The 26,083-nt window shown below is 57.1% G+C and carries 22 protein-coding genes and 1 pseudogene; 9 read left to right on the top strand and 14 right to left on the bottom strand.

The genetic code is table 11. The features are described 5' to 3' along the window. Nucleotides 1-15: 15 nt before the first annotated feature. From ACYZTY_RS09780 to ACYZTY_RS09795, 4 genes are read right to left on the bottom strand one after another with little or no spacing between them, the layout of a single operon-like run. Complete coding sequence (locus ACYZTY_RS09780) at nt 16-663, bottom strand: CpsD/CapB family tyrosine-protein kinase (RefSeq protein WP_461958279.1); 648 nt, start codon at nt 661-663, stop codon at nt 16-18. Then, a complete protein-coding gene (locus tag ACYZTY_RS09785; RefSeq protein ID WP_461958280.1) occupies nt 664-1,410 on the bottom strand; it encodes a sugar transferase in 747 nt (248 codons plus the stop codon). It abuts the gene before it with no gap. After that, on the bottom strand, nt 1,407-2,465 hold the full coding sequence (locus ACYZTY_RS09790) for an NAD-dependent epimerase (RefSeq protein WP_461958281.1): 1,059 nt from the start codon (nt 2,463-2,465) through the stop codon (nt 1,407-1,409). The genes ACYZTY_RS09785 and ACYZTY_RS09790 overlap by 4 nt, the downstream gene beginning before the upstream one ends. Next, nucleotides 2,462-3,814, bottom strand: a complete 1,353-nt coding sequence (locus ACYZTY_RS09795) for a UDP-glucose dehydrogenase family protein (protein WP_461958282.1) — start codon at nt 3,812-3,814, stop codon at nt 2,462-2,464. Before ACYZTY_RS09795 ends, ACYZTY_RS09790 begins: the two co-directional genes overlap by 4 nt. Nucleotides 3,815-4,202: 388 nt before the next feature. On the opposite strand from ACYZTY_RS09795, the gene ACYZTY_RS09800 reads away from it, so the two are divergent. The 9 genes and pseudogenes from ACYZTY_RS09800 (at nt 4,203) to ACYZTY_RS09840 (ending at nt 14,144) form a co-directional block, all read left to right on the top strand. Continuing rightward, the gene (locus ACYZTY_RS09800) at nt 4,203-5,906 is read left to right on the top strand and encodes a sulfatase-like hydrolase/transferase (protein WP_461958283.1); all 1,704 of its coding nucleotides are present in this window, start codon (nt 4,203-4,205) and stop codon (nt 5,904-5,906) included. A gap of 44 nt (nt 5,907-5,950) precedes the next feature. Then, nucleotides 5,951-7,393, top strand: a complete 1,443-nt coding sequence (locus ACYZTY_RS09805; RefSeq protein WP_461958284.1) for an alpha/beta hydrolase family protein — start codon at nt 5,951-5,953, stop codon at nt 7,391-7,393. 166 nt (nt 7,394-7,559) lie between these two features. Then, complete coding sequence (locus ACYZTY_RS09810; RefSeq protein WP_461958285.1) at nt 7,560-8,228, top strand: ABC transporter ATP-binding protein; 669 nt, start codon at nt 7,560-7,562, stop codon at nt 8,226-8,228. Nucleotide 8,229: 1 nt separating this feature from the next. Further along, entirely contained in the window at nt 8,230-10,701 is a 2,472-nt protein-coding gene (locus ACYZTY_RS09815; RefSeq protein ID WP_461958286.1) for an FtsX-like permease family protein, read from the top strand. Continuing rightward, nucleotides 10,691-11,746 (top strand): lipocalin-like domain-containing protein, encoded by a 1,056-nt coding sequence (locus ACYZTY_RS09820; protein WP_461958287.1) that lies wholly within the window; start codon nt 10,691-10,693, stop codon nt 11,744-11,746. The genes ACYZTY_RS09815 and ACYZTY_RS09820 overlap by 11 nt, the downstream gene beginning before the upstream one ends. 125 nt (nt 11,747-11,871) lie before the next feature. Beyond that, a complete protein-coding gene (locus ACYZTY_RS09825) occupies nt 11,872-12,114 on the top strand; it encodes a hypothetical protein (RefSeq protein WP_109632873.1) in 243 nt (80 codons plus the stop codon). An 11-nt stretch (nt 12,115-12,125) separates the two neighbouring features. Further along, the gene (locus ACYZTY_RS09830) at nt 12,126-12,299 is read left to right on the top strand and encodes a hypothetical protein (protein ID WP_461958288.1); all 174 of its coding nucleotides are present in this window, start codon (nt 12,126-12,128) and stop codon (nt 12,297-12,299) included. An 87-nt stretch (nt 12,300-12,386) separates the two neighbouring features. After that, nucleotides 12,387-12,971 carry a hypothetical protein gene (locus ACYZTY_RS09835; RefSeq protein ID WP_461958289.1) on the top strand — a complete coding sequence of 195 codons (585 nt, stop codon included), beginning with the start codon at nt 12,387-12,389 and terminating at the stop codon, nt 12,969-12,971. Nucleotides 12,972-13,322: 351 nt separating this feature from the next. Further along, nucleotides 13,323-14,144, top strand: a pseudogene (locus ACYZTY_RS09840) (VanW family protein). Nucleotides 14,145-14,183: 39 nt separating this feature from the next. Here ACYZTY_RS09840 and ACYZTY_RS09845 read toward each other — a convergent pair. From ACYZTY_RS09845 to ACYZTY_RS09890, 10 genes are all read right to left on the bottom strand, one after another. Further along, nucleotides 14,184-14,450: a hypothetical protein gene (locus tag ACYZTY_RS09845; protein ID WP_461958290.1), complete on the bottom strand. Its 267-nt coding sequence runs from the start codon at nt 14,448-14,450 to the stop codon at nt 14,184-14,186. 17 nt (nt 14,451-14,467) lie between these two features. Continuing rightward, on the bottom strand, nt 14,468-14,845 hold the full coding sequence (locus ACYZTY_RS09850; RefSeq protein WP_461958291.1) for a DUF6124 family protein: 378 nt from the start codon (nt 14,843-14,845) through the stop codon (nt 14,468-14,470). A gap of 407 nt (nt 14,846-15,252) precedes the next feature. Then, nucleotides 15,253-15,855 carry a hypothetical protein gene (locus ACYZTY_RS09855; RefSeq protein ID WP_461958292.1) on the bottom strand — a complete coding sequence of 201 codons (603 nt, stop codon included), beginning with the start codon at nt 15,853-15,855 and terminating at the stop codon, nt 15,253-15,255. A gap of 58 nt (nt 15,856-15,913) precedes the next feature. Beyond that, nucleotides 15,914-16,384, bottom strand: coding sequence for a hypothetical protein (locus ACYZTY_RS09860; RefSeq protein WP_461958293.1), 471 nt, complete (start codon nt 16,382-16,384; stop codon nt 15,914-15,916). Nucleotides 16,385-16,466: 82 nt separating this feature from the next. Further along, nucleotides 16,467-16,937 carry a hypothetical protein gene (locus ACYZTY_RS09865; protein WP_461958294.1) on the bottom strand — a complete coding sequence of 157 codons (471 nt, stop codon included), beginning with the start codon at nt 16,935-16,937 and terminating at the stop codon, nt 16,467-16,469. Between the two features lie 165 nt (nt 16,938-17,102). After that, the gene (locus ACYZTY_RS09870) at nt 17,103-17,573 is read right to left on the bottom strand and encodes a hypothetical protein (protein WP_461958295.1); all 471 of its coding nucleotides are present in this window, start codon (nt 17,571-17,573) and stop codon (nt 17,103-17,105) included. After that, nucleotides 17,570-22,549, bottom strand: coding sequence for an RHS repeat-associated core domain-containing protein (locus ACYZTY_RS09875; RefSeq protein WP_461958296.1), 4,980 nt, complete (start codon nt 22,547-22,549; stop codon nt 17,570-17,572). Before ACYZTY_RS09875 ends, ACYZTY_RS09870 begins: the two co-directional genes overlap by 4 nt. Continuing rightward, a complete protein-coding gene (locus tag ACYZTY_RS09880; protein WP_461958297.1) occupies nt 22,546-23,331 on the bottom strand; it encodes a DUF4123 domain-containing protein in 786 nt (261 codons plus the stop codon). Before ACYZTY_RS09880 ends, ACYZTY_RS09875 begins: the two co-directional genes overlap by 4 nt. After that, the gene (locus ACYZTY_RS09885; protein WP_461958298.1) at nt 23,276-25,318 is read right to left on the bottom strand and encodes a type VI secretion system Vgr family protein; all 2,043 of its coding nucleotides are present in this window, start codon (nt 25,316-25,318) and stop codon (nt 23,276-23,278) included. The genes ACYZTY_RS09880 and ACYZTY_RS09885 overlap by 56 nt, the downstream gene beginning before the upstream one ends. A gap of 131 nt (nt 25,319-25,449) precedes the next feature. Continuing rightward, nucleotides 25,450-25,965 (bottom strand): Hcp family type VI secretion system effector, encoded by a 516-nt coding sequence (locus ACYZTY_RS09890; RefSeq protein ID WP_033058787.1) that lies wholly within the window; start codon nt 25,963-25,965, stop codon nt 25,450-25,452. Nucleotides 25,966-26,083: the final 118 nt, after the last annotated feature.

The following is a 26,083-nucleotide window of genomic DNA, read 5'->3' on the forward strand; positions in this document are numbered from 1 at the left end:
TCCCTTTCTGGTTGCTTACAGGTTTTTGTACAGCCACTTCGGCATGTAGTACTTGCGCCGGTTGAAGACGCTGCCGACCAGTTTCGCGCCGGCCTGGGTCAAGCGCTGAACGGCCGCCTGGGCCACTTCCCAGCGCGTGTCTTCAGAGCGCACGACCATGATCACGCCGTCCACCTGGGTGCTGATGATCATGGTGTCGGCGGCGGAATACACCGCGTCGCCGTCGATCACCACAAAGCGATACTGACTGCCGAGCTGATCGAGCAATGGGCCCAGGCGTTCGGGTGTCAGGTGTTCGGTGCCGCGCACGAACCGGCCGTTGGGCAGGATGTGGAAGGGCAGGCTGGAAACGTTCACCACGCAGTCCTGCAGCAGTGGCGGGTTCTGGGTGTTGAACAGCAGGTCGCGAAAACCGCGCTCTTTAGTCAGCCCCAACTGCTGGGTGAGGTTGGTCGCCGAATGGCTGGCATCGACCAGCAGCACTTCGCCGCTGCTCATTTGCGCCAGTTGGCTGGCCAGCGCCAGGGCACTGGTGGTGGTGCCAGCGCCGGGGTTGGCGGCGGTCAGGAACAGGATCCGCAGATCAAGATCGAGCACGGTCGAAGTCAGATTGGACTCGCTCGGGTTGGCAATGCTTAGGCTTTTGGCTGATGAACCGTCCATTTAACTCGCTCCGTGGCCGCTGAACACTTTGAAGGGGGTTTTCAACAGGATCTTCAGATCAAGCAACAGGCTCTGCTCGGCGATATAGCTGAGGTCCAACTCAACGCGCTGGTCGAAGTCGATATTGCTGCGTCCGGAGATCTGCCACAGGCCGGTCATGCCGGGGTAGATGCTCAGGCGTGCAAGGTGATTGTCCTTGTAGCGGTAGGCGTTGAACGAGGTTGGGCGCGGGCCCACCAGGCGCATGTCGCCCGTCACCACGTTGAACAGGTTGGGCAGCTCATCCAGGCTGCTGCGCCGCAGGAAACCGCCGATGCCGGTGATGCGCGGATCCTTGTCGATCTTGAAATCGATGGCGTCGGCACCGTGTTTGTTCAGGTGACGCAGGGACTCTTTGAGCTCCTCGGCGTTGGCCACCATGGTGCGAAACTTGAACATTCCGAACTTGCGACCGCGGTAGCCGGTGCGTTTCTGCACGAACATCACCGGTCCCGGGCTGCTGAATTTGATCGCCAGTGCCAGGCCCAGCAGGATGGGCGAGATCAGCAGCAGGATCAGCAGCGCACCGAAGCAGGCGACCACGCGGTTGGTGCGCGACAGCGTCCAGGGCCGGCCGCCGTCACGACCGGTCATCCAGCCGCGACCTTGCATATGGATCGCGGTATCGAGGCGCATTCGGTGCTCCGGGTCGAGGCGCTTGTCTCGGCGCATCTGTTGCACGGGCACCGTTTTTTCATGTCCAGTCATAGAATCCTCCGCTGAAGTTCAGCCGCTAGCGGCGCGTGGGCGATAGGCAGTGGGTAGTAATCGCGGAACCAGGCGATAAAGCGCCCGAGTCCCTCATCCAGCTCGATACAAGGCTGAAATCCGGTTGCCCGGGCCAGGTCACTGGCATCGGCGCAGGTGTTGAGCACATCGCCCGGCTGCAAAGGCAGCAACTCGACGAGGGCTTTTTGTCCGAGGTGTTTTTCCAGCAGCGCCAGGTAATCCTTGAGTTCCACCGGGTGCTGGCCGCCGATGTTGTAGATCCGCCACGGCGCCATGCTGCTGGCCGGGTCCGGTTGTTCACGGTCCCATTCGGCGTTGGCCTGCGGTGGACGTTCGATCAGGCGGGCGATGCTTTCGATGATGTCGTCGATGTAGGTGAAGTCGCGCTGGTGTTCGCCGTAGTTGAACAACTTCAACGGCTGACCTTCGGCAATCGCCCGGGCAAACTGGATCGGCGACATGTCGGGCCGACCCCAGGGCCCGTACACGGTGAAAAAACGCAGGCCGGTGCAGGGAATGCCGAACAGATGGCTGTAGCTGTGGGCCATCAGCTCGTTGGCTTTCTTGGTCGCGGCGTACAGCGACAGCGGGTGGTTGACGCCGTCCTTCACCGAGTAGGGCGTGTGCTGGTTGGCGCCGTACACCGAGCTGGACGAGGCGTAGATCAGGTGCTTGACCGGGTGGTTGCGGCAGCTTTCGAGAATGTTGAGGAACCCGTTCAAATTGCTGTCGAGGTACGCCCGAGGGTTTTCCAGGGAGTAACGCACCCCGGCCTGCGCCGCGAGGTGAATCACCACTTCGGGTTTTTCACGGACAAACAGGGCCTCGATGGCCGGACCGTCAGCCAGGTCAACCGTCGCGAGCTGGAAATTGCCAACCTGCTCCTGCACCCAATCCACGCGATCGTGTTTGAGTTGCGGGTCGTAGTAGTCGTTGAAATTATCCAGCCCGCACACGTCGTGCCCCTCGCGGATCAGCCGCAATACGCAGTGGGCACCAATGAAACCGGCTGCTCCGGTGACGAGAATCTTCATGGTCGCGGCGCCTCGGGAACGATGTGCCGCAGGCCGATGCCGCTGTAGTGCAAACCGGCCGCCGCCACTTGTTCCGGGTTGTAGAGGTTGCGACCGTCGACGATCACCCGCGAGCGCAATTTGCTCGCTAGCAGGTCGAAGTCGACCACGCGGAAGTTCTTCCATTCGGTGCAGATCACCAAGGCGTCGGCGTCTTCCAGGGTGTCGTCGCGGGTGGCGCACAGGTGCAAGTTATTGCGGTAGCCGTAAATGCGCCGGCATTCAGACATGGCTTCCGGGTCATAAGCCTGCACGCTCGCGCCTTCGGCCCACAGCGCTTCCATCAGGTAACGGCTGGGGGCTTCGCGCATGTCATCGGTGTTGGGCTTGAACGCGAGGCCCCAGATTGCGATGGATTTGCCGGCCAGCCCGTTGGGGAATTGCGCTTTCAGTTTGCTGAAGAGGATGTGGCGCTGACTGTCGTTGACGTCAGTGACGCTGCGCAGCAGACGCAACGGCATGCCGTTGTGTTCGGCGGTATGGAGCAGGGCGCGCAGGTCCTTGGGGAAGCACGAGCCACCGAAGCCGCAACCGGGGTAGATGAAGTGGTAACCGATGCGTGGGTCGGAACCGATGCCTTTGCGCACCGCTTCGATATCGGCCCCTAGCAGTTCGGTGAGGTTGGCCAGTTCATTCATGAAACTGATGCGCGTGGCGAGCATCGCGTTGGCCGCGTACTTGGTCAGCTCGGCGCTGCGGTTGTCCATGAACATGATCTTTTCACGGTTGCGGCAGAACGGCGCGTAGAGCTCGCTCAGCTGGCCGCGGGCTTCGTCGTCGTCGGTGCCGACGATGATCCGGTCCGGGCGCATGCAATCGGCGAGGGCACTGCCTTCCTTGAGAAACTCGGGGTTGGACACCACCCGCACCTTCAGGACGCTCTTGCCACAGCGATGCAGTTCTTCGTTGGCGGTGGCGGCTACCTGGTCCGCGGTGCCGACCGGCACGGTGGACTTGATGATCAGTGTGCGATCGGCCTCCATGTAACTGGCGATCTGGCGGGCCACATTTAGGACGTGGCTGAGGTCGGCCGAACCGTCTTCATCGGCGGGCGTGCCGACGGCGATGAAAATCAGCTCGGCGTGTTCGACCGCATCGCTGGCCTGGGTCGTGAACAGCAAACGACCGCCCTTGATGTTTTCTTCCAGCGCGCTGGATAGCCCAGGTTCGCTGATCGGCGGCACGGCTTGTTGCAGTTGCTTGATCTTGTTCGGATCAATGTCGACACATAAGACACGATGTCCGACGTCGGCCAGTGCCGCTGCTTGTATCAGGCCAACGTAGCCCGTACCAAATACGCTCACGTCCATATTGGCGTGCCTCGTAAGACGGTTGAAAGAACTGAAATAAGACTGTCAAAAGGGGTATAGCCCAGCGCTGGGAAAACGTGTCAGCAAAATGACATGTTGCTTTGCTATAACAGACCCATTTTCGGGGCGTTTTGCCATCAAGTGCTTGCCGCAGCTGGATTTGCCGCGGTTTTGACGGGTTTTTCACATTTCGAACAAAACGATAAACGGTCGTAGGGCTTGAAACACAAGGGTTGTAGCCACCTGAGTGTGTCAGATTTGAGTCAACGTTTTTTTGACGCTTTGTCGAAAAACCCAACATTTCTTGCGCTTTGATGGCCCGGTGCTAGTGTCAAAAAATGGCCGACAATCTATTGGCCAACGGACGGCCGCGAGCATCGGAAATACTATGATTCGATACCTCAAAGAACTGCTCTTAGTTCTCTATTTAGTTAAGAATTACGACTATTACCTGGAACGCCTGAACGCGATGGGTATCGGCTTCCCGGTGCTGCTGTTTGGCGGGATGTTTATTGCGCTGACGGTGGCGCTTTTCATGACCGCCTACGTTCGCCAGACACTGATCCGTCATGTGTTTGCCTTGGCGATGTTTGTCTCGGCGGTGTTTTTCGACGTCTATACCCGCGTCACGGCCGACTACCTGACGTACAGCAGCTTCGTGTCGCTGGTGTACTCCGGCGGGTTCATCCAAGAGGCGGCGTACCAATACCGCGACGCAATCATTAGCGGGGTGGTCGCCGGCTTGCTGCTGCTGTTCGGCATAGGGCTCAAGCCGCGTCGACGCATGCCGCTGCCCGGTGCGCTGCTGGTGGCGGCGCCGGTACTCGGGGTGCTGCTGCTCAGTGCGGTGTTGTTCGTGCGCGCCGGCGAGGGCGCCCGTGGCCTGCCGATCATGTACACGCCGTTGGCCTATCTGAACCTGTTTACCTATGAAGCCCTGCACAACACCGTCGGCCCGCGCGAGCCGGTGAGCCTGGCGCGCAACGACTCACCGCCGGGCCACGACATCGTGCTGATCATCGACGAAAGCATTTCCGGCAACTACCTGGACATCAACGCGCCGTTCGGTGTGCACAGCAACCTCAAGGAACCGCGCCCCGGCGTCGAGATATTCAATTACGGTTACGCCGCCTCCATTGCCAATTGCAGCGCCGACACCAACATCACCCTGCGCTATGGCGGCACCCGCGGCGACTACATGCGCATTAACAGCACGATGCCGTCGATCTGGCAGTACGCGAAGAAGGCCGGCCTGCGCACCGTCTATATCGATGCCCAGCGCACCGGCGGCAACTTGCAGAACCTGATGAACGAGGCCGAGAAAAAGGACATCGACGAGTTTGTGCAATTCGACCAGACCAGCGTGCGCGAACGCGACATGGCGGCAGCGGCGAAACTGATCGACTTGCTCAACGACGGCAAACCCGAGTTAGTGGTGATTAATAAGGTGGGCGCGCATTTCCCGGTGCACGACAAGTACCCGGACGCGTTCATGGCGTACCGTCCGACGTTGCCCCGGGGGCAGTTTGTCGAGATCGCGGACACCGGCACGCGGGATGGCTTCAACGGTCAGCCGGATGATTGGGTGCTGTACCGCAATGCCTACAAGAACACGTTGCTGTGGAACGTCGGGGAGTTTTTCTCACGGGTTTTTACCAAGGCCGAGATGAGCAATGCCCTGCTGATTTACACCTCGGACCATGGGCAAGACCTTCATGAGCGGGGCAACCCCGGGTTGAATTTGCACTGTGGCGGTGATCCGGTGCAGGAGGAGGGCCTGGTGCCATTGGTGGTGATTCAGGGGGATCAGTTGCGCACACTGGATTGGCAGAAGGCGCTGACCGCGAACAAGGACCGGTCGAGTCACTACAACATCTTCCCGACGCTGTTGCAGTTGATGGGGTATGACCTGGCGGGGATCGAGGCGGTTTATGGCAAGCCGTTGAGCGTGCCGACGGCGGACGATTTTACGTTCAACTACCGGTTCAATGCGCGGCTGGGGGCCAAGCCTGAGTGGAAGCATATTGACCTGAAGAGCATTGTGACGCCGGGAAACGTTGAGACGCAGACGGGGCTTGTGACGGGGCAATGAGAGCGACACAAAAATGGACTGATCGCTTTTCAGGAGAGCACTCGATGAAAGTTGCCCTATTGATTGGATGCACCCTGTTGATGATCGCCGGATGTGCTAGCCAGCAAACAGCGCGTGCCCCGGATCCTCAGTCAGCGAAATTCCACACAATCTATATCGATGGATATGGAAACCTGCTTGATCCCAGGACCGGGGAACCCATCGCGACGTCTTCTGACCCCAAAGCAATTCATGACGAAGAAGCTCTCTATGCCAATGCAATATTGACGGACTTCAAAAAGCACAAAAGCGAAAACCCAAAACTGAAGCTGGTTCTGTTCATTCATGGCGGTTTGAATGAGTTCGAGGCTGCAACCCGGCGCGCCACCCAGTACACCGCACTTATGATGAAAGACGATCTCTACCCGGTCTTCATCGGTTGGGATTCGGGCTTCATGACAAACTACTGGGACCATCTGGTCAAAATCAGAAAAGGTTTGAATCGGCCGATTCTGGGCCCGATCAGTGCACCGTTTGTATTGTTGGAGGACGTAGGGCGTTCCATTGTTCGAATTCCGTCGTCGATGTTCAAAGAAGTCACCGACCCATTGGTTGTGACCAAATCAGTGCATACAGAGGCGGAAGTCGATTATCAGGCAAGGGCGAAACTGTTGAAGGCTGAAGGTTTTGCGGTTATCAACCGGCCGCCTTATGTGGGCGTAGGAAGTGATTATTACACCGTCTGGAACCCCATCAAGGTCTTGGCGGCTCCCTTCGTAGATGGGTTTGGAACCGGGTCTTGGGATGGGATGTTACGACGTACCGATCTGGTGTTATCCAAAAGTTCGGCTTTTGAGGGGGATATGGCAGGCGAAGCCGACAGTATTAAATTGGATGCTCCCCGCTATGCCGACACTGCGGTCACTACGTTCTTGAAACGTTATGAGGCCGATCCCTCACTTAAAGGCAGCGAAATTGATTTGATCGGTCACAGTATGGGGGCAATTGTGGCGGTCAATGTACTTGCCAGGCATGGTGACTTGAACATTCGCAATCTGGTGTTCATGGGGGCAGCAGCAAAAATCAAGGACCTTGAGAATGTGGTCAGCCCTTGGCTACAGGTCCACAAGTCTGCGCAGTTCTGGAACCTCAGTCTGGACCCCTATCGGGAGATTGGCGAAAACACTTTTTATGATTTTGCCCCGCGCGGCAGTTTGCTGAACTGGATCGATTTTACCTTTGGCGAAGTCAATTCCTATAAGGATCGTACTGCAGGCTCATGGTGGAATATCACCCGACTTGCAGAGGATGTATTTCCATTGCAGAACGGCACGGTCTCGCTGCGAGCACGCGTCCACCTGACGCGATTTCCGATAGGCGAAAAATGCCAGTGGCCACAGAAACATGGCGAGTTCGATGACTACTTCTTTTGGAAAGAGGCGTTTTGGCAGGCACAACCAAAGCGCTTTGTCGGAGAAGAGTGTTCAGCGCTGTTTGCTCATGAATAGTGCGCTGCTCCTTCATCGACGAAGCCCGTCGCGTGGTTGATCTAACGAAACGTATTGCAGAACCTCTGCAACAGAGGGCGGCGCCCGGTGAGGGCAGCAATCCGCAACGGACAAAAACCATGCAAGGCCGCTATCCTTGCCCCACGTTCATCAAACAGGCTTGCCCATGCTTCAGGTCCAAGGCGTCTTCAAAAGCTACGCCACTCCGCAAGGTCCACTGCCGGTGCTGCAAGGTGTCGACCTGACATTGAAACCCGGCAACAGCCTGGCGCTGATGGGCGAGTCGGGCAGCGGCAAGAGCACCTTGCTGCACTTGATCGCCGGGCTGGACAAGGTCGATCAGGGCAGCATCCGCAGTGGCGAACATCGGCTGGAGCAGATGAACGAAGGGCAACTGGCCAACTGGCGTCGGACCGAAATCGGCTTGGTGTTCCAGCAGTTCAACCTGATTGGCAGCCTGCGGGTCGAGGACAATCTGGCGTTTCAGGCGCGACTGGCGGGGCGCCATGACCCGCGCTGGCAGGCGCATCTGGTGCGGCGATTGGGGTTGGGTGATTTGCTGCGGCGTTATCCGGAGCAGCTCTCCGGCGGGCAACAGCAGCGCGTCGCGTTGGGCCGCGCCCTGGCGTCGCAGCCGAAATTGCTCCTGGCCGACGAGCCGACCGGCAGCCTCGATGAAGCCACCAGCGATGAGGTATTGAAGTTGCTGCTGGAATTGCTCGACGACAGCCCGACCACCTTGTTGATGGTCACTCACAGCCCCCACGTGGCAGCACGTTTGGCGGAAAAAGTAGTGCTGCACCGCGGCCGTCTGGCTGGCGCGGACGAGCGCTGAAGTGCGAGTCTTTGGCGAAACGCTGCGGGCGCTGCTCAGCCATTGGCGGCAGCACCCGGTGCAATTTTTCAGTGTGCTGACCGGGCTCTGGCTCGCCACCAGCCTTCTGTCTGGCGTTGAGGCGTTGAACAGCCAGGCGCGGGAAAGCTATGCCCGAGCCAGCCAGTTGATCGGCGGCGAACCCCAGGCCAGTCTCAGCGCACCCAGTGGCGCGACGTTTTCCCAGCAAGTGTTTGTCGACCTGCGCCGCGCGGGCTGGCCGGTATCGCCCGTGTTGCAAGGGCGGGTGACGCTCAAGGGCAATGAAGACCAGCGTTTGCAGCTGATGGGCATCGAACCGGTGTCGCTGCCGGCCGGTTCGGCGGTGGCGGGGCGATCGTTGGCGATCGAGCAGATTGTCGAGTTTTTCACCCCGCCGGGCCGCACCTGGATTTCTCCGCAGACTTTGCAGACGTTGGGTCTGCATGAGGGTGAACAGCCGCTGAGCGCGAGCGGTGTGGCATTGCCGCCGCTGCAGGTTCAGACCGACATGGCCCCCGGCATGTTGCTGGTGGACATTGGCTTCGCCCAGCAGATTCTCGGTCTGCCGGAGCAACTGTCGCGCCTATTGTTGCCCCAGGATTTCAGTGCAGCATTACCCGATCAATACAAAGGCCAGTTGCAGCTCAAGACCAGCGGGGAAGAAAACAATCTGTCGCGGCTGACTGAAAGCTTTCATCTGAACCTCGATGCCTTGGGCTTTCTGTCCTTCGTGGTGGGTTTGTTCATCGTTCACGCCGCGATCGGGCTGGCGCTGGAGCAACGCCGGGGATTGCTCAGAACCCTGCGTGCTTGCGGGGTCAGTGCTCGTATGTTGATTACGTGTCTGGCGGTTGAACTCGGGGCATTGGCGCTGATCGGCGGCATTGCCGGCGTCGCCAGCGGCTACCTGCTGGCCAGTGTGCTGTTGCCGGATGTGGCCGCCAGTCTGCGCGGTTTGTATGGCGCCGAAGTGGCCGGGCAGTTGAGCCTCAGCCCATGGTGGTGGTTCAGTGGAGTGGGCTTGAGTTTGCTCGGCGCGCTGCTGGCCGGAGCCAGCAGTTTGTTGCGGGCGGCGAGTTTGCCCTTGCTGGCCCTGGCCGATCCGCAAGCCTGGCATCAGGCTCACGCGCGCTGGTTACGGCGTCAGGGTTGGGTCGCGGCACTGGCCGCTGTCATTGCGCTCATCGCCTTGTTCTGGGGCGACAGCCTGGCCAGTGGTTTTGTGCTGATGGCGGCGCTGTTGATCGGTGCCGCACTGGCCTTGCCGGTGGTGCTGAATATCGTGTTGAACCTGGCGTTGAGCCGCAGTCATTCGGTGCTCGGCCAATGGTTTCTCGCCGACTGCCGTCAGCAACTTCCAGCGCTGAGCCTGGCGCTGATGGCGCTGCTGTTGGCACTGGCGGCGAACATCGGCGCCGGCAGCATGACCGCCGGTTTTCGCGAAACCTTCAGCGACTGGCTCGAACAACGCCTGACCGCCGAGCTCTACATCAATCCGCAAAACCCGGCCCAGTCCCGCGAACTGCACACTTGGCTGAAACAGCAGCCTTCATTGACAGCCGTGCTGCCCAACTGGCAAGTGTCGATCCAGTTGCAAGGCTGGCCGGCGGACGTCTTCGGTGTGATCGATCACCCGACCTATCGCCAACATTGGCCGCTGCTGGAAGCCTTGGGCGACAACCCTTGGGACCGCTTGGCCAAGGACGATGCCCTGATGCTCAGCGAACAACTGGCCCGGCGCTTGAACGTGCGGCTCGGCGATCACCTGACCATTCCTACGCCGGGCGGCCCGTGGTCGCCACGGATCGTCGGGATCTACGCTGACTACGGCAATCCCAAGGGCCACATTCTGGTGAACGGCAACCATCTGCTGCGCGGGTGGCCGCAGCTCACGCCCAATCGTTTCAACCTGCGCATCGAGCCGGCATTGATTCCGCCATTCCTCAAAGCGCTGCAAACACGCTTCACCCTGGACGACAGCCGAATCGTCGATCAGGCGCGGCTCAAGGGATGGTCCACGCAAGTGTTCGAACGCACCTTCGCCGCCACCGCCGCGCTTAACAGCCTGACCCTGGCCGTTGCCGGTGTGGCGCTGTTCATCAGCCTGCTGACCCAGAGCCAGAGCCGCCTCGGGCAACTCGCGCCGCTGTGGGCGCTGGGCGTGACGCGACGGCAATTGATGCTGCTCAACCTTGGGCAGACCTGGTTGCTGGCGGTGCTGACGCTGGTGCTGGCCTTACCGCTGGGGATCGCGTTGGCGTGGTGCCTGGACACGGTGATCAACGTGCAAGCGTTTGGCTGGCGATTGCCGCTGCGGGTGTTTCCGCTGCAGCTGTTGCAGTTGATGGGGCTGGCGTTGCTTGCGACCTTGCTGGCGTCGGCGTGGCCGCTGTATTCGCTGTATCGCACGCAACCGGCCGACCTGTTGAGGACGTTTGCGCATGAGGATTAAGGTCGCTGTGTTGCTATTGGCGATGTTGAGTGGCTGCGACAACTCGACGCCAGACGATAAAGGCTTCGCCGGGCTCGGCGGTGAGGCATCCGCGTTTACTCCGGTGGTGCCCGGTCGGGTCTTCAGCTTCCCGACCGATCATGGGCCGCATGACGGTTTTCGCATCGAATGGTGGTACGTCACGGCCAATCTCAAGGACGATCAGGGTCGCGAATTTGGTGTGCAATGGACGTTGTTTCGCAGTGCGTTGAAAGCTGTTTCGGAGCAGCCTGGATGGGGTAATCAGACCCTTTGGCTGGGGCACGCGGCCGTGACGTCGGCAACGGCCCACCACGCGGCCGAACGCTATGCCCGTGGCGGCGTTGGTCAGGCGGGGGTGAGTCTCGCGCCGTTCAATGCCTGGATCGACGACTGGCGCTTCAGCAGTCAGGGCTCCGAGGCCTTGGCGGATCTTCAACTCAGCGCTCGGGACAAGGGCTTCAGCTACCAATTACGGCTGACGTCCACCCGTCCGTTGGTGCTTCAGGGTGACAAGGGTTTCAGTCAGAAATCCGAACAAGGGCAGGCGTCGTATTACTACAGCCAACCGTTTTTCCAGGCCAGTGGCGCGCTGGAAATCGATGGCAAGACTTATCAGGTCAGCGGTCCGGCCTGGCTCGACCGCGAGTGGAGCAGCCAGCCACTGACCGTCAATCAAACAGGCTGGGACTGGTTTTCGCTGCACCTGGACAGCGGCGAACAGGTCATGCTTTACCGCATGCGGCAAAAGGACGGCGCGCCTTACCTCACCGGCACCTGGATCGACGCCCAGGGCCAGACCCAGTTATTGCACGCCACCGACATCAGCCTCACACCGCAAGACACCGCCACAGTCGCCGGGCGTGACATGCCGGTGCGCTGGTCGATCAAAATCCCCGCCAAACACCTCGACATCTCCATCACCGCGCTCAACCCCAATGCCTGGATGGATTTGCGCATTCCTTACTGGGAAGGCCCGGTGCAATTCAACGGCGGCACCGGCTACCTCGAAATGACCGGCTACTAACCCCCTGTAGCAGCTGTCGAGTGAAACGAGGCTGCGATCTTTTGATCCTGCCTCCCACCAAATCCCCTGGAACTCCAAACGCCGCGCAGACCTCTACCGTACGAACGCCTCGCAGGAGCTCACTCATGAGCGAAGACCTAAAACCACCCGACCTCGATGCCTGGCAGCGCCTGTTCGAAGACAAGGCCTACTGGCAGCAATCCCCCGACGCCCATTACAGCGAACTGCTGCGGGTGGCCGACGACTTGCTGGGGCAGGGTGCCATCGACCTAGAGCAATGGCAGGCCTTGAAGGCCAAGGCCGAGCAATCCCACAAAGACTCGCCCGCGGTGAACGTCGCCCAGGAAGTTGATGATCCCGAAGCCTGAGGAGAACCATCATGAAACCCCCATCACCCAACACCGCAAAACACCCCGACGAACCGCGACCTCCCGGCGAAGTCGAGCGCGACAACGACGCCCTGCGCCCCACCGACCCGACCCGGCGCAAGGAAAGCGGCAAGGGCACTGAAAGCGGCGAATCCACCGCGCAAGAAACTGCGAACACTCCCTGATCAGCGTCTATGCTGATTTGCACAGTCGACGCTGACCCACGCGCCAGAGCCGTCTGCTGCCACCAATTCACAGGGAAAGTATTGCTTATGAAACTCCACGCACTGACTAAAGCCATCACCCTCGCTACCTTGCTGTCTGCCACCAGCCTTGGCGCCATGGCTGCGGACATTCCGCTGTCTGCCGTTGTGGAAGCGGATCAGGTCACGACCAAAGTTATCTCGGTCGATGCGGCGAATCACCAAGTCGTCCTTGAAGGGCCGGAAGGTCGCCAGGTTCATGTGCAACTGACCGACAAAGCGAAAAACCTCGACAAACTGAAAGTCGGCGATCGGGTCGACATCGAGGTCACCAGCTCCGTCGCCGCCTACCTCGACACGGATGTCGACAAAGGCCTGCCAGGCACTGTCGAGCGTTCCGGCGAAGTCCGTGCCGCCCCTGGCAGCGACAACCCGGGCGGCGAAGCCTACCGCCAGGTGCAGGTTCAGCTAAAAATCACCAAAATCGATTTGAAGAAAAACCAGGTGACCTTCGAAAATCCTGCCGGCCAGTCCAAGACCATTGACGTCGTAAGGCCCGAAGTTCAAGCAAAACTGAAAGACCTGAAAGTTGGACAAAGTGTCGTAGTGACCTACACCGACATACTGACAGTGACCAGCAAACACAAAAGCTGAGTATTAACTCTATATATTGATTGTTCTTGTACAACTTTTTTGTATAAGAACAATCAGTTTTAACGGTCTAACTGGTGAGTTTTTTTGTTGTCGTACAAATCATATTTGAAACGACATTTAATTAATGTTGTATCGATAAATTTCATGATTATGTATACGGACAACTTTCCCGACTTCAATTAAAATACTTCCCGTTCGCCCAGTGGCAGGGCTCTTTACCAGTGCAGGGATTGCCGAGGCCATTACACTGGGCGAACACCTCCGAGTTCGATACGCACCTGCAGCAATACGTTAAGATGCGCGGCACTTTTCACATCAAGGATGAAAACGGCCGCCGCCGTTCTGACACGGATGAAACCACTCTCCCTTTATCACCCGGCCCTCTACTGGCTGCGCGTGTGGCAAAAAAGACTGTTTCGGCAAATAGCCTGGCGCTTCTCCAGCCGGCAGTACGCCGTTTCGATCAACGCCGAATCCCGCTTGCCCTTTCGCTACCTCAAACACACCTCCAAGCTGATCCGAAGGCTCGGTAACTCCGATATTGCGCTGCAACACAACAAAGTCATCAACCTCAAACTGGCCGTGTCATCAATAAACGGCATAGTCATCGCGCCCGGCGAATAATTCTCCTTCTGCCGACTGGTGGGCCGACCGACCCGCAAACGCGGTTACGTCGAAGGCATGGAGCTGTCATTTGGTGAAGCACGCAGCGGCATCGGCGGCGGCATCTGCCAACTGAGCAACCTGATTCACTGGATGGCCATTCACTCGCCGCTGGTGGTGGTTGAACGGTCAAACCACAGCTTCGATCCGTTTCCTGATGACGGGCGAGTGTTGCCATTCGGCTCCGGGGCGGTGATTTTTTACAACTACATAGATTTGGTACTGCATAACCCGACGGATCGGCATTTTCAGTTGAAATTGAATGTTGGGGATCAGCAGTTGGAAGGGGAGTTGTTGTGTGACCGGGTGAGGGAGTATCGGTATCACGTTTATCAGGTTGGGCATCGGTTTCTGCGCGAGGGCGGGCGGGTGTTTCGGGAGAACGAGATATGGCGGGAGGTGAGGAGTAAGGGGCAGGGGAGTGAGGTGTTGGAGGATGAACGGCTTTATAAGAATCGGGTGGTTGTTAAGTATGAGGTTGAGGAAGGTTTGTTGGCGGTGAATGCATAAAAAAACGGGCGATCATAAGATCGCCCGTTTTTTGTTTGTTTAAGTTTGTGCCTGTAATCGTCGACCGATGACATCCAGCAAATCGCAGCCGTCGCGTAGTTGAGTTGCAATTACCTGAGCGAAGTCCCGCAATAGCGTGGCGTCGCCGGTCAGCGATTCGTTCAGTGCCATTGTTTCCAGCAGTTGGGTCACGCTGCGGATTCGATGTGCTGCCGTGTCATGCAACACGTCGAGGGGAGCCTCAGCATCAATCAGCAGGGAAGGGATCATGCAGTCGATGCCGGTGATCGGCATGTATCGAGCCATGGCTGATTCTCCTTCTCTCAAGACTCAGTGCCCGACGGAGCGTCGGACGCCTCGCCGGGTGGATCGAGGTTGTCCAGCGCTCGGTTTACCAGCAGCTCGCCCAGTACGGCCAATTGTTGAATCGACAGCGCGAGGCTGCGGTGTGAACCCTCAAGTTCACAGGCCAAGTCAGTGGTGAGGACGTTGAGTGAAGTGAGGGTCTCGCAGGCGTGGCTTAGCAGGGTTTCGGTGTCGATGTTGGGGAGGATGGTAAAAACGTGGCTGACGGGGTCAGGGCTTTTTGGGTCGCGGAGACGGGTGCTGACGGCGAGTTGGGTGGCTTTGCTGAGTTCTATCGGGTCTAGAGGGGCCGACGAATCCGAGAGTCCAGGGGGATTTGGGGTGATCTTTTTCATAGTGAATCTCCTTGATCAAATGGAGCTACCACTACTCGCTGTCAAACAAGAAGGGTGGCAGCTGTGCGCGGGTTGACAGACCGAGGATCAAGGAACCCGGCGCACCCGAAGGTGCCCCACGCACAGCCGCCATAATACGGAACGGCGGGCATAAAAAAAGTGCCAACTGTTCACATGACGGCACTTGCATGCCTTGATAACGTTCGGTCTGTCAAAACCGGTCACTAATATGCAGCGACTGTCGAAGGTTATCGACATGGGAAGCTGAGCGCAAGTTCGAATATACGCCGTAGCTTGCAGGAAATCTCCGACGTGCCTGTCAGATGTATTGAAATCAAAGGGGACGGATCTGTTTTCTTTCAAATAGGTCGAAGCAGATATAAACCTGCGCCAAAACTAAATGGTTTTTAAAATTCTCGAACTTCAAGCAACCCAATCTGTGCGGTCAACGCCAAGGTAAATGCCTCTTCCGACGCGAACCTGGACGTTTCTAGCAACTCCAAGAACCACTCTGCATTTAACGCAGCGAAAAGTTGCAACCATTCAGCATTATTCGCCTTGTGAGCTGGGACAGCAGATCCGCCCAACCCATGTCCCTTGCCTTCAAAAAAAAGAAAATAGTTATCGGCGTAGCAATACCCGATCAACTTTGGCCACTCAGAACTATGGGCGAGCTCCGGTACAAGGTCCTTTTCGGCAATTACGTAATAATTTCGGATCTTGCACTCCTGAGGTGGGCGGGAGCCGGAAAGCCAGATAAGGCATTGGGTCGCCCTGTCCGCGTTGTCCATCCAGGTCGATTCTTTTTTATCCAGCTCAATAAATGCCCTACCCGTTTCCTTAAGATAGAACATCATCCAACCCTCACGTCCTTCGTTGACGATCAAGTAGCTATGTCCATAACCTTCGACAGTGAGTGACCAACAGCCGAAAAATGCTCTCTGGTCCGAGAATTCGGTAATGGTGAAACCGGCACGATGAATCGCATTTTTCAGTTCGGGGTAATGCATCGGTAGGCTCCCATCATGAAATAAATCTATTAATCGTTTTTTTCGGAGGTCTTTATCGTTAAAGATTCTCTAGATCGGTTGGTCCGCCATCATTAATTAGCTTTGATAGTCGACTGTTGTAAACTCCGATGTCCTGTGCGTTCGTCGTTTTGTTTATTTGTTGGCGCAGGTATTCCATGCATTTAGATATTTTCAGTTTTTCATTGCTGGATATATCCCGGATTAGGTCAAATCCATTTTCCGATAAGGCTGGGTCCTTTTTCCGCATATAAAAATAGCAGCCTATATTTTCGAGAAGGTCGTTTGCGTCCTCTAGACTGTTTTTTACGGTAATTACGTATTTTTCAAACGCGATTTTTAGAATAGACACGGGATTTTTTTGTGTCTCGAGAAAGCTGCAAAGCCCTTGCCAGTTGATGATGTGTAGTTGATTACCCCAGTCGGGATCTCTTGTGAAATAGATGCCGGATCCTCTGAAATAGTCTGGGATTTCATCTCTGTTTAATGCTTTTTCAAAGTTGCTGATCATTGAAGATGTTCCCACTCATAAAAATTGGCTTCGGTTAAAGAGGGGACTGATTTTAAAAAAAAGGAGGGAAAATTTCTGTCATTTAAAGATTTTCAAGATCAATGGAGCAGCCGTTGCTTTTTAGTTTTTGAAGTCGTTGTTCGAACGAAAGCATTTGTAGATCTTTGGTTTTTATATCGTGCTCTTTTCTTAAAAGTCTAAATAGGCGGCCTATATTTTCTTTGCTTTTGTTGTCGAGACTCTTGATCAGGTCGTAGTTGTCGGCGGATAGAAATGGGAATTTTTGTCTTGTTATGCAATATGCTGTTATGTTTGAAAGTAGACCTTCAGCGTCTTCGTAATTTTCATTGAGGTATCTCGCGTACTCTTCAAATATAGTCGACAATAAGCTCTGCGCAGCTTTCTGGGTTTCAAGTACGCCGCACATTTCTGCCCAGTTGCTTACATATAGATGATCACCCCAGTCGGATCCTCTAGCAAAGTAGATACCCTTTCCTTTGAAGAATTCGGAGATCTCATGTTGATCTAAGGCAGTTTCGAACGTGGTTTGCATTGGAATTGTTTTCCGCCCGTCTAAGTTTTTCAACAACGTCCCCACCCGCCTGTCATGGGTAATACGCTCTGATCCAATTAAAGCTATTTCTTTTGGTTCGAGTTTGGTTGCTCTCCAAAAAAATAGCAGATGGCCTCCAATTTCCCTCGCTTGCTGCTTTACGTTCTACAGTTTTTCTAAGTCAACTTTACAGCCGTTTGTTTTGATTTCAGACAGGAATTGATCGAGACTTATCACGGGTTTGCCGACGTTTTTTTTGGCGTACTCACTACGAAGTATTCTAAACAGATCTCCGATTATTTTTTTGTTTGGTTCGTTAAGGTTTGATACCAAATCAAAACCATCGGCGGACATGAAAGGTGTGTCTTTTCGCATTGAGTAGTAGCAACTGATGTTTAGTAGTAAGGAGTCCGCATCTTCATAGGTGTTTTTCAGCGATATTAAGTATTTACTGAATACTTCAAGCAGTATTTCATTTGGGTTGTCTTTCAGTTTAAGGTGCCCGCAGAGCCCCTGCCAGTTGTTGATGTAGAGGTGGTCTCCCCAGTCAGGATCTCGGGAAAAATATTGCCCTTGACCTTTGAAGAACTCTGCCGGCTCGTTGTTTTCCAGCGCGATCTGAAATTTAGTTTTCATTGGAGTTTCTCCCAGTCCTCAAATTGGCTTAGTAATTCATCAACATTTTTGTTGTGTTGGATTTTTTCAGAGCCTATTAGGGCTGCCTCTTTAGTCCCGCTTTTCGTTGCTCCACCGGGGACCCATTCTTTTGGATAGGCACCATTTTCTTTTCCATTCGGCATTTCGAACTTGAATCGCGCATCTCCCGGTTTTACACGAACAAGATAAATCGCAGTATCGGAAAGGTCATCCGCGCCCAGATTAAGTTCATCGCTGAGTACCCGCCAGTCGTTTTTGGATGACTTGTACTTACCCACAACCTTATCCATTTCAGACGATAAACCAACGAATTTGCGCTCGGGAAGACTAGGGAATCTAGTACCTGTAATCCATTTTTCGATTACTACAAACGAGCCGCCTTCCTTTGTGAATAGCTCTCGGTGCGCATTAATGTAGCTCGCTGGCAGATAGTCACCGGGGTCATCGGGTCGCTTAGTTTTATCAAGGTCGATGATTTCATCAAATTTTTCCTGCGTCATCGGCAAGCCTTCGGGCTTTGTCGCATTTGCAGAGTTGTTGGGTGGTTTGCATGCATCACCGCCTGGACATGTATCCAACCCCAACGGATCCACCCACCCCGTAGGGTTAGGCACGTACTGGTAGTTGTTCAACCCACCCGCAAGCTTGATCGGATCCGGCGTCAGATACCGTCCGGTCCCGGGATTGTAGTAGCGATGCCGGTTGTAATGTAAGCCTGTCTCCGCATCGAAGTACTGCCCCTGAAACCGCAGCGGGTTGTCGATTTCAGAGACATCCAACGCAGCAAGGTTGCCATAAGCGCGGTACTTGGCCGACCACATGATCTCACCGCTGTAGTCGGTGAGTTCCTGCGGGGTGCCGAGGTGGTCGAGTTGGTAGTAGAACGGCTCGGCTTTGAGCGGGCCTTCGCCGTCGAGCATGGCCAATGGGCGGAAGGTGCCCGGTTCGTAGATGTAGCTGCGATAGCGGTTGTCGGCGCTTTCGGCGATGAGGCGTTCGCCTTGCCACAGGAATTGCGTGGTGTGGCCATCGACGGTTTTGGCGATGCGGCGGCCAAAGGCGTCGTATTTGTAGGTTGCATTACTGCCGCCGGGGAGGCTGACGCCGATCAGGCGGTGTTGGCAGTCGTAACGGTATTCGGTGACGAGTTTCTGTCCGGTGCCTCGACGTTCGCGCGCCAGGTTGCCGTAGGCGTCGTAGTCGTAGTGGCGGTCGCCTTGCATGAGCAGGCGATTGCCTTTGACGTTGGCCAGGTTTGCGGTTGGCTGGTCGCCCTGGCCCAGGAGGTTGCCTGCCGGGTCGTGGGCAAAGCTTTCCGGGGTGCTGCCACGGACGTTGATCAGTCGGTCGAGCGGGTCGTAGTGGTAGCTACGATTGCCTTTGCGGCTGTCGTCGATGCCCGCGAGATTGCCATTGGCATCGTAGGCGTAGCGCCGCTGGAACAGGTTGCGATCTTGCTGACCCACCGTGTGGGCTTGCAGTCGGCCTTGTTCGTCGTACTGGTATTGGCTGAGTAGCAGGCCTTGTTGACGTTGCTGCTCGCGGCCGGCGCTGAACTGGTGAGTGGTTAGGCGCGAGCCGTTGAGGTCGATGCTGCTCAGGCGACCGCCGGATTGGTGGCGGTAGTCGAGTTTGCTGCCGTCGGGGAGGCGGCAGTGGCTCAGTTGGCCGAGTTTGTCGTACTCGTAACGCGTGGTGCCCCAGCCCTGGTGTTCGGTGATCAGGCGGTCTTGCAGGTCGTATTCGTAGGCGAGAGGCCACTGGCCGTCGTCGACGTTTACCAGGCGACCCAGTGCGTCGTAGCTGTAGTGAATTTCTTCGCCATCGGCCAAGGTTTTAACCAGCAAGCGGCCAGCGGCGTCGCGCTGGTACTCGGTAACCAGTTCGCTGCCGTCGTCGCCAAATTCGGTTTTCTTCAGCAATTGGCCGTTGAGATCGTATTCGTAGGCGGTGCGGCGACCGTCGAAGCCGGTTTCCTGCTGGATCAGGCCGTTAGGGTAGTAATCGAGGTGGTAGTGCTCGCCACGTTCGTTTTCGATCTCGCTGAGCAACAGGCGCGAGTTGTCGTAGTGGTAACGTAGTTGGCTGCCGTCCGGGTTGATGCGGCGGCTGACCAGATGCAGGTTATCCGCATACTCGTAACGGGTGACGCGGCCCAGTTCATCGCGTTCGGCGGTGACTTTGCCGTAAGCGTTATAGGTGAACGCACGGGTTGCACCGCCGGGCAGGGTGATTTGCGCGAGGCGGTTGGCAGCGTCCCATTGATAGTGGGTGATCGCGCCGCTTTCGTCCTGGCGTGTGATCTGTCGGCCCAACGCGTCGTAGCGATACTTGCGCTGGCCGCCGTCCGGCAGCTGTTCTTCGAGCAGTTGGCCAAGGTTGTTCCAGCCCAGTTGGTGGCGGCTGCCATCAGGATGACGGATCTCCAGCAGACGGCCCTGGCGGTTGTAGCTGTAGTGGGTCGAGTTGCCGTCCGGGTCGATTTGTTCGGTGATATCGCCCTGATCGTTGCGCCAGTAGGTCCAGGTGGCCGGACCACGATTCACTACTCGTACGAAGCCGTGGTAGTACTCGTAAGTGGTGGGGGCGTCTTCCGGTGGAATCACTGCGACCAGTCGGCCGGCTTCGTTGTACTGGTACTCGGTGACTGCGCCGAGTGGATCTTTTTCGGCAATCAGCCGGCCTTTGTCATCGTAGGCCTTGAGGTGTTCGGCACCATCCGGGTCAACCTTGGCGACCAGTCGGGCCTGATCGTCGTGGGTGTAGATTTCTTCGCTGCCGTCGGCGTTGGTAACCGTGACGCTGCCCTTGTCATCCCAGGCGTAGTGCGCGTCCATCTGCGAGAAGCTCGCCCAGTGATGGATGCAGCGTGCCGACTTGCCTTCCTTTTCCCATTCCCAGTAGAAGCTCGCGCCACCAGCCAGTTGGCGCTCAAGAATGACGTTTTGATCGTTGTAGGCGTAGCGTTCTGCCTCGCCCGCTGCGTTTCGGGCTTCGATCAGGCGATGCTGGGCGTCGTAGCCATAGGTGACCAGGGTCTGAACGGTGCTCCAGGCATCTTCCAGATTGTCCGCCGGGCTGAACTGCTGATAGTCGATGGCGACGATGTGCTTGCGGTCATAACGCACGAGGAGGGCGCGACCGGCACCGTTATCCACACGCTTGATTCGCCCGTGGATGTCACGGGTAATGTGCAGGCGATTGCCGTAATCGTCGCTGATGGCGATTAGCGTGGCGCCCTTGCTGTTGTAGCGGAAGTGGTAGAACTGCTTGCGTTCGCCGGCCTGCGTGAGCACCAGTTCGGAAGGGTCGTCACCGATGAAAATGGCCGCTTCCGAGAGGCTGTTGGTGATCGCCGGACGCTGCACGCTTGGCAGCGGGAACGTGGTGACACGGTTCTCGTGGTCGGTCCAGATGACTTCGTCTTCGTGGATGTCGACACGTTGGGCCAAGGCATGGCTCCAGCCGTAGCCGAGGCCGCAATCGATTTCTGCGGCGCTGGTGCGATAGAGGCGCGTCCAGCTGAAGGGCAACAAACCACCGAGCTCGCCATCGGTCAGGGTCAGCAGCTCTTCGCCCGTGACCATCGACACGGGGCAACCATTGGTACAGGTTTTCTTGGCGCAGGTGGCGCTTTTATCGTCGGGCGTCTTCGACTGCGTCGAAACGTCGTCGACCTTTTCCTTGGGGGTGAGGGTGGTCTGTTTTTCTTTCTTGCCACGCGGAAACGAAGAAGCATCTTTCACTTCCTGCTTTGGCGTATCGGCGGTTTTCGGCACCTGACTTTTAGACCCGTTGGCGGCAGCCTCGTCGATTTTAATCGCCGCCGTCTTGGTCGGCTTCATCGGCACATTCTTGGCGCTGGCAATCAACGGTTTCGACACTTCAGCGTGTGCCGGCAGGCTGTGTTTGCCGCTCAACGTCATTAGTTTCGCGGCCAGTTCTTCGAGGTACTTGATGGCTGTACCGGACTTGACGGTAGACATCGCCTTGGTGCCAACCCGCACAGCGATCCCCGCACCACCGGTGAGGCAAATGCCTAGCACCACGTTGATCAGGAACTCCGCTGCAATCGCCGTCACTACGTCAACAATGACCTGTGGAGGCAGCATGCCGACCCAGGCAACAATTGCCGAAACGTAGATGAACATCAGGGGTTCATCACTGAGGATCAACAGGCCTGAAGCAATAGACTCCTTGGAGGCGGCATAGAGCTTGTCGATCTCGACATCCGACAGGTATTTACGCAGCTTTTCGAGGTTTTCCTTCGGATGTGCGAGCAGTTCGAACAGGCTTTTGATGTCGTCCCACAGCCTGAGCAACGCTTTTTCCAGGCCATCCATCGCTTGTTTCAACAGGATGACCGAACGGCCCATGCGGTCGGCCGCCGAGTAGCTGGCCCACTGTGGCTGAAACTTGCCCGACCACTCGCTTTGCAACCAGCCTTCAAGATTGCCGATTACGCCCTGATAGGAGTCGTAGAGCGCTTTGACGTTGCTCTGGGAAACGTTGGGGAAAAAGGTGATGCGGTACATCTGGCCTTTCTTGCAGCCGTCGATCACCTTGATGCCGCTGGGACCGATGGTTGTTTCAATGGCAGGGCCGGTGACGTCGTCGTAGAGCGTGCCTTTGGTGACGGGCTCCAGTTTCACTGGCGTGTTGCCGATGGGGACGAAGCGCGCCGATTCGAACATGTGGATCAGGGTGAAGTCGCCCGCCAGGGGGCAGGTTGCGTAGGTCTCGACCGCACCGGTTTTGGTCTTGCGTTTGGTGACGCTGACTTCATTGCCGACTTTGAATGTCTGGTCGACATCGAGTGCCCAGCCAGTGAGAAAACCGTCCGCCCACTCCTTGTAATCGCTCAGGCAGTTTTTGAAGTCTTTGAGAATCAGGTTCACGTCAGGCGTTTTGGCGTCCAGCACGCGCAGGACCAAGGTACCAATCGGGGTATTCATGACGTGACTTCCTTTGTCAGCTGAGCAGCAAGACGCTCTGCCATATCTTCTGTATTGGGTTGTTGGCGAACGAAGCGCTCGACCTTGTGGCGCAAGTTACTTTCAGGGAAAGCGAAGAACAGCTCCGGGCAGTCTTCGCCCAGCCACTGCATCAGGTTGTCGACGACGGTGGTGTGGTCTTTTTCCGCCAGCGTATCGAGCAGCTTCTGTGGCACTTCCCACCACGGCCATTTCTTCGCCGGAGGTACGGACCTTGGTCCCACCGTCAGGCTCTGCCCGTTGATCAAGTAACGGTCGAACACGGGCAGCACCTCGCCAGCGCTGGCACCCAGACCTTCAAGAATCGGGTAAATATGTCGCCCATCCCAGAACCGGAAAAACACCTCTGTTCCATCAGGCATGCGTACTTGAGTCAAACTGCGCAGATGTTCAAACACCACGTCCGCCGTGCTGGTGGACACCGCCAGCCAACCCCAATCCTGGGCATCGGTTTCGGTAATCCATTGCAAAAAACCGGCGTTTGGCTTCAGCTCGGCGAGATAGGGCATGACTGGCTGCCAATCGGCGTAAGGCGTGCCACCCCAGATAGGTATCAGTTCTGGTGCCATCTCTTGCTGGTAGTAGGCCTTCAGCGGTTCGGCATCGCTGGCAGCACTGACGATCAGGTATAGGCGTTCACCTGCCTGCAACGGTTTGTCAGCAAGCCAAGCCTGCGGAGTCAACAGATCAGATCGCACAAGCACCTGCCTTGCACTTCTCGCATTCTTCACAAAACGGCGCATTACGTTTCAGCGTATTGATCTGCGCCGGGGTCAGCACCGCGCCAGCCTTGTCCGCATCCGCCTGTTTCAGCACACCGGGCATCAGTGGTGCAGCGCCAGTCCCGCTACCCGGCCCACCGCCGGAATTCATGTTGATCACCGGCCCGCTCAGGGTCACGCCGCCGGCATCGATCTTGATGAAGCTGCCGCCGCCGATCAGGGTCAGTTCACTGCCGGCTTCGAGCACGACTTTCATGCCGCTGCTCAGGTGGATTTCCTGGCCTGCGTCGATGAATTGCCCGGTGCCGATCTTGATGTGCTGGTTCATGCCCACGGTCAGGTGGTCGTTCGCCCGGGCTTCGACTTTGCGGTCGGCGTAGACGGTGTGGTGTTCTTCGGCCTTGAATTCGCTGTAGCTGTTTTTCTCGACGGTGTCGTGGCGTTCGTTGCCGACGCGGATTTTCTGGTCGTGTTCGACGTTTTCGTCCCAGTCGCGCTGGGCGTGCAGGAAGATTTGCTCCTGGCCTTTTTTGTCTTCGATGCGCAGTTCGTTGAAGCCTCCGCCGCCCTTGGAACTCAGGGTTTTGAAGGTGCTGCGAGTTTTGTTCGCCGGCAGCGGGTACGGGACGACGTTTTCCTTGTGGTACAGGCAGCCGCTGATCAGCGGTTGGTCGGGGTCGCCTTCGAGGAAGGTGACGAGCACTTCCATGCCGATCCGCGGGATGGCGATGCCGCCGTAGTGGGCGCCGGCCCAGGCGGAGGAGACACGCAGCCAGCAACTGGTCTTGTCGTCGGCCTGGCCTTCGCGGTCCCAGTGGAATTGCACTTTGACGCGGCCGTACTGGTCGCAGTGGATCTCTTCACCCTTGGGCCCGGTGACCACGGCGCTTTGGCTGCCGAGTATGCGCGGCTTCTTTTGCGTCAGCGGCGGGCGGTTCGGCACGTCCCATGGCGTGGCCTGGAAGCGGTTGCGGTAACCCTGGTGGAAATCGCCTTTGAGGCTGGTGGTGTCGCTGGTCACCGACTCTTCCAGCACTTGCGGCTGTTTGCCTTCGTGAAGGACTTCAGTCAACAGCCACAGGTCGTTCCATTTGGCTTTCGGGTGTTGGGTCAGGGCCAGGAAATGGCCGCTGACCAGCAACGGCTGATCGCTTTTGCCTTCGGCCTGTTGGAAGTCGCTGCGGTGGCGTTCCAGGTTGCGCTTGGCCAGGTGTTTGCCGCGCTCGCGGTCGATGAAGCGACCGGGGTAGTCGTAGTCTTCGAGGTCGGGCAGGGCGTCGCCGCGGTTTTCGCTTTCGAGGGTGATGCGCGGTTTTTCGAAGTCGTAGTCGCGGCGGGTGGTGCGGCTGGTACGGGTTTCCAGGCGCAGGTCGAAGCGCTTGATCACCGGGTCGTTGGCGACCATGCCGGAGTCTTGCTGATAGGCCACGGGGGCGAGTTTCGGGAACACCGTCTGGTCATCGCCGAACACCAGTTTGTGGGCCGTGGCGCTGTGCTGGAAGTGGTAGTGGATACCTTCTTCCTCGCACAGGCGCTGGATGAATTGCAGGTCCGACTCATCGTACTGAACGCAGTAAATGCGCTCGGGATAAATCGCCCCGACTTTGAATTCATAGGCGTTGCTTTGGATGCCGTGCTCTTCAAGGACCGTGCCGATGATTTTCGGCACGCTGAGGTTCTGGAAGATGCGTTGGTTGATGCGGTGCGCGAGGTAGGACAATTGCGGGCGAAGGGTCACCGCGTAGCGGGTCAGGCGTTTGCCGGAATCACCCTGGGCGGCGCGATAGATCTGGCCATGGATGCCGCTGCCGTCAGGCGAGAGCTGCAAAAAGGCCGGTTTGTGCAGCAGGGTCTCGAGGTCCAGCGACGGCTGTTCACTGACCAATTCCACCTCAAACACAAAAGGCTGGCTGATGGCTTCCCGACCTTGCAGGGAAAGGACCTGGAAGTCGCTGGAAAGACCTTCGATGGTCAGGGCAAAGTGAGTTTGATTGGCCGGCGCGAACATCCCTTGTTCCTTGTGCAGTGCAGCGGCGTACGCTACACCCGGGCAGGGCGCTTGCGGACGCGAAAATTCTGGAAGGGCGTAAACAACATCGACCAGCAGAGCTGGCCGATGCTTGAGACGGTCGGCCTGATTTAGGCGACCGGCAGACGCCAGTCATCGGAACCCGAAGTACCGGATACTTCATGGGTCCAGGTGATTTTGCGGTAGGTGAACTGTACTTCTTCCAGGTGCGTGAAGTGGGAGTTCGACGGATCCTGGCAGTTGTGCATTTTGTTGTTGATGGCGACGATGATCGCGTCTTCCAGTTTGGTGGTGTAGTAGTGCTCTTGGGTACCTTGAGCCGAAGTGCGGTACCACTGGATAACGATCTCGCTCATGCGCTCACCGGAGGTCAGAGCCGCCTGCAGCAGTGGCGAAGCCTTGTCGTAGACCTTGGTGATCACGACTGGCTTGTGTACGCGCTGACCGGTTGGTTGGCCGGACTGTGGGTCACGCGGGATGATCACGTCGTGGCTGAAAGCCTGAACCATGACCTGGTCTTCGTGACCTTCCTGGTAGGTGTTGCCAACCGAGTCGGCGGTGAATGCGCCGGCAGTGATCAGACCTTGTTTCTCGCCAGTGACGGACATGTACGCTGGTGTAGCCATGGATGTGCTCCTTGCTAAAAATTTAGGGTGCCCGGGAGGCGGTATCGCCCGGTGGGTGCCTGATTGTTATCAAGGTCCGTGCCAGAAACGGACAAGACCATGTAAATCAAGGTGTTGA

Source organism: Pseudomonas sp. LB1P83 (assembly GCF_054897885.1).